Source organism: Bradyrhizobium sp. UFLA06-06, from assembly GCF_054820065.1.
The window spans coordinates 1-4,055 of the sequence record NZ_JADFUD010000136.1; the positions used below are offsets into that span (position 1 = coordinate 1).

Here is a 4,055-nt window from a genome sequence, read left to right on the forward strand (position 1 = left end):
TGCCCAGGCTGCTGCGGCATGGCCAAGCAGCACGATCGCTAGAACGGCTTCCGTGACCATCACAGCGCCCTCCGCTGAGCGGCGGCAGCCCAGAGCCGCCGCAGCCGCATGGGGACGCCACCGCCACGGGGCGGATCGTCATCGCCGTCTCCGTCGAGTTGGCGCAACGCTGCCAGTATGTCCGCCAACTTCACAGCGTGGCCCGTTCCGGGGACCTCCCGCAGGTCGGGACAGGATTCCACGGCGTACATGTCCGACGCCCACGAGGACAGGATGATCCGCTTCTCAGGCGTCGAGAGCTCCATGTCATTCAGGACTTCCGCCGGAGAAACGTAGTGAGCGGCGGGGTGGAAAAATGGGTGCAGACCACCGCCGTCGATTTTTACGTTAGTCATGGCTCGCCTCCCTATTCACTCCTTTCCAAGGGATGGTGCTCGAGATTGAGGTGGCGGCGTAGTCGATGTCGCCACCCTGAGATGAGATAGGACAGAGAGCGACTTCCGTTGAGAATCGCCCGTCCCTGGATCGAGGCTATTAAGCGGCCTTCTTCCGCTCAATCTGAGACGAAGCAACTGCTCCACTTCCGATCTGGATCTTGCGCGGCTTCATCGCCTCCGGAATCTCTCGAACGAGATCAATGGTCAAGAGACCGTCCCGGAAGGATGCCTGCTTGACCTGGACGTACTCGGCCAGACTGAAGACTTTCCGGAACGGTCGCGCCGGAATACCTTGGTAGAGATACCGGCGCGCAGCCCCGTCGGACTTCTTGCCTTCGATCGTGAGCGCATTTTGCTCCGCCGTCACGGAGATGTCACTAGCGCCGAAACCTGCCACGGCCAGCGTGATTCGATAGTGATCCTCACCGGACCGCTCGATATTGTATGGCGGATAGCTATCCTCATTCGGCCGGCGCGACATGCCGTCGATGAGGCCAGCCGAGTGATCGAAGCCGACGCTGGTGCGCCACAGGGGCGTAAAATCAAGTGTCCTCATAGCCAAGTCCTCCAAAGAGCAATATGGATACGAAGCAAGGCAGGATGGGAGTTCGGTTATGGTCGAACACCCCGATCCAGTACCTCGTGCCGAGCCCGGCCTGGCGCTCGACACACCGCAGTCGCGGTCGAGAAACGAACTAGAACTAACGTCCGTGAGTTCAAGAGGGGCATGCGCATTTTTCTTCAAGAGGCTCCCTTGGCGGCTCAGTGACTAGGCGGCCACGCGATCCGGAAGAGCACTCTGGCGTAAATCATCCATTACTTGCGGCTCTCGCTCAATCCGGGCTTGATAGAGCTGCGCTCTTGCTCGCTTCTCGCCGTTGAGAGCAGGCGCTCGTAGTGACCGATCACCTTCAGACGGCCTCGGATGAGGAAGTCGCGGACGCTAAGCTCAAGTGCTGCGCTTGAGGTTGCATCGGAGCTCCTGCACCGAAAATGCTTCGCCGAATTCGGTCCCGACATGATCGTCGCTCGCTCTTGACCAGATTGCGTAAGGTAGGGAGCGGCCTTCGCGGGCCGCTCACTGACGTTCAGCTTGCTGCCAACGGTCCCGCGGGATGGGGCGACGGCTGCGGCCAGATGCCGGGCGGCGCGGAGGTCGGCGGCAGCAAGATGTCGATCTTCATCGTTGCCGCCGCAGGCTGCCACTTCAGCCACGGCATCGTGTCGAGATACGGGATTGGCGGCAGTGGTAGTCCAGTGAACGCACCCTGTGTAGCCTCGGCTCCCCGCGGGCTTTCCACGCCGTAAGCACCGAAGGCGGTCAGGGACATTCCGCTGCCCATTACCAGAGCGAGCAGGCGTCGCCGCAAACTGCGGTTGGTCTCCGTCCGGGCGGAGAACGTATGGTGATGGCTCAGCATCTATACTCCTCCCATCGTTCGAAAACAGATCCAGGCAATGGTGACAAAGCTCAGGTAGAACATGAACCGGTGGATCGCGTCCTGCCTCATCCTGAGCCGACGACGATTAGACTTGTTCATGGGAGACTCCGTTTTGGAAGCGATCTTCTCTCCTCTCACTGGTAGAGCCCGGCCTTGATCGGCCGGGCTCTCTTGTTCAGAAGTCCATGGCGGGAGCTGCCGGAGCGGATTCAGCCTTCTTCGGCTTCTCGGCCACGAGTGCCTCGGTGGTGATCAGCAGCGAGGCCACCGACGCAGCGTCCTGCAAGGCGGTGCGCACGACCTTTGCGGGATCGATCACACCGGCTTTCACCAGATCCTCGTACTCGCCAGTTGCCGCGTTGAAGCCCCAATTGTAACTCTGGTGCTCCAGAAGCTTGCCAACAACCAGTGAGCCGTCTTCGCCGGCGTTCTGCACGATCTGCCGAGCCGGCATCCGGATGGCGCGACGAACGATGTCGATGCCGGCCTTCTGGTCGGCGTTCGCGGTCTTGATGCCGTTGAGCGCTTCGAGGGCACGCAGGAGGGCAACCCCGCCTCCGGGGAGAATCCCCTCCTCCACCGCCGCTCGAGTAGCATGCATCGCGTCGTCGACACGGTCTTTGCGTTCCTTGACTTCGACCTCCGTCGCACCACCCACACGGATCACTGCGACGCCTCCGGCGAGCTTGGCGAGGCGCTCTTGCAGCTTTTCGCGATCATAGTCGGAGGTCGTCTCCTCGATCTGGAGCCTGATTTGCTGGGCGCGCGCCTCGATATCCTTCTTGGCGCCCGCGCCCTCGACAATGGTGGTGTTGTCCTTGTCAATGACGACCTTCTTGGCGCGCCCGAGCATCTTCACTGTGACGTTTTCCAGCTTGATGCCGAGGTCCTCGCTGATGACATTGCCGCCGGTCAGGATCGCGATGTCCTCCAGCATGGCCTTGCGACGATCGCCGAAGCCAGGTGCCTTGACGGCCGCGACCTTCAGTCCGCCGCGCAGTCTATTGACGACCAATGTCGCAAGCGCTTCACCTTCGATGTCCTCCGCGATGATCAGGAGCGGCTTACCGGACTGGACGACCTGCTCCAACAGCGGCAGCATGGTCTGCAAGCCGGACAGCTTCTTCTCGTGAATCAGAACGTAGGGATCCTCAAGTTCGACGCGCATCTTCTCGGGGTTCGTGACGAAGTAGGGCGAGATGTAGCCGCGGTCGAACTGCATGCCCTCGACCACTTCGAGCTCGGTATGCAGGCTCTTGGCCTCCTCGACGGTGATCACGCCTTCATTGCCGACCTTGTTCATGGCGTCGGCCAGGAAGCGGCCGATCTCGGTATCACCATTGGCGGAGATTGTGCCGACCTGGGCGATCTCGTCATTGGCGGTGATTTTCTTGGCGTGGGATTTCAGATCGGTCACGATGGCCTCGACAGCGAGATTAATCCCCCGCTTCAGGTCCATCGGGTTCATGCCGGCGGCGACGGATTTGCTGCCTTCCTTGAAGATGGCCTGAGCGAGCACGGTCGCCGTCGTGGTCCCGTCGCCGGCTGCATCGCTCGTCTTTGAGGCGACCTCGCGCACCATCTGCGCGCCCATGTTCTCGAACTTGTCTTCCAGTTCGATCTCTTTGGCGACGGTTACGCCATCTTTGGTGATGCGCGGCGCACCGAACGATTTCTCGATCACGACGTTACGCCCCTTCGGACCGAGTGTGACCTTCACCGCGTTTGCCAGAGTGTCGACGCCCCGCAGCATGCGCTCTCGGGCCTCGGTTGCGAACTTTACGTCCTTGGCAGCCATTTTGATCTCTCCTTTCCTCTTATGACTGTCAGCTTTCCTCTTATGACTGTCAGCGCCCTACGCTGCCTTCTTGACGGCGCCTGCCTTGTCGATGACACCCAGAAGGTCGCTCTCCTTCATGATCAGGAATTCCTCGCCGTCGATCTTGACCTCTGTACCGGACCACTTTCCGAACAGGACGTGGTCACCGGGCTTGACGTCGAGTTGAATGAGCTGGCCTTGTTCGTTGCGTGCACCGGGGCCAGTGGCGACGATCTCGCCTTGCTGCGGCTTCTCCTTTGCTGTGTCTGGAATGATGATGCCGCCGGCGGTTTTCTCTTCGGCGTCGAGACGTCGCACGAGCACGCGATCGTGCAAGGGACGGAAATGCATGCACAT

5 protein-coding genes are annotated in these 4,055 nt (G+C 60.7%); all 5 read right to left on the bottom strand.

What is annotated here, in order from left to right:
- Positions 1–59: 59 nt before the first annotated feature.
- Positions 60–395 (bottom strand): hypothetical protein, encoded by a 336-nt coding sequence (locus IF803_RS42210; protein WP_259244584.1) that lies wholly within the window; start codon positions 393–395, stop codon positions 60–62.
- A 139-nt stretch (positions 396–534) separates the two neighbouring features.
- Positions 535–993 carry an Hsp20 family protein gene (locus IF803_RS42215; protein WP_259244585.1) on the bottom strand — a complete coding sequence of 153 codons (459 nt, stop codon included), beginning with the start codon at positions 991–993 and terminating at the stop codon, positions 535–537.
- Positions 994–1,525: 532 nt separating this feature from the next.
- Positions 1,526–1,858, bottom strand: coding sequence for a hypothetical protein (locus IF803_RS42220; RefSeq protein WP_155258833.1), 333 nt, complete (start codon positions 1,856–1,858; stop codon positions 1,526–1,528).
- A gap of 196 nt (positions 1,859–2,054) precedes the next feature.
- On the bottom strand, positions 2,055–3,677 hold the full coding sequence (gene groL / locus IF803_RS42225) for a chaperonin GroEL (protein WP_461196129.1): 1,623 nt from the start codon (positions 3,675–3,677) through the stop codon (positions 2,055–2,057).
- A 57-nt stretch (positions 3,678–3,734) separates the two neighbouring features.
- Positions 3,735–4,049, bottom strand: a complete 315-nt coding sequence (gene groES / locus IF803_RS42230; RefSeq protein WP_194456115.1) for a co-chaperone GroES — start codon at positions 4,047–4,049, stop codon at positions 3,735–3,737.
- Positions 4,050–4,055 lie beyond the last annotated feature (6 nt).

Excerpts from the sequence above, each read along its gene's own strand:
- IF803_RS42210 (WP_259244584.1), bottom strand. The coding sequence starts at position 395 with ATGACTAACGTAAAAATCGACGGCGGTGGTCTGCACCCATTTTTCCAC.
- IF803_RS42215 (WP_259244585.1), bottom strand. The coding sequence starts at position 993 with ATGAGGACACTTGATTTTACGCCCCTGTGGCGCACCAGCGTCGGCTTC.
- IF803_RS42220 (WP_155258833.1), bottom strand. The coding sequence starts at position 1,858 with ATGCTGAGCCATCACCATACGTTCTCCGCCCGGACGGAGACCAACCGC.
- groL (WP_461196129.1), bottom strand. The coding sequence starts at position 3,677 with ATGGCTGCCAAGGACGTAAAGTTCGCAACCGAGGCCCGAGAGCGCATG.
- groES (WP_194456115.1), bottom strand. The coding sequence starts at position 4,049 with ATGCATTTCCGTCCCTTGCACGATCGCGTGCTCGTGCGACGTCTCGAC.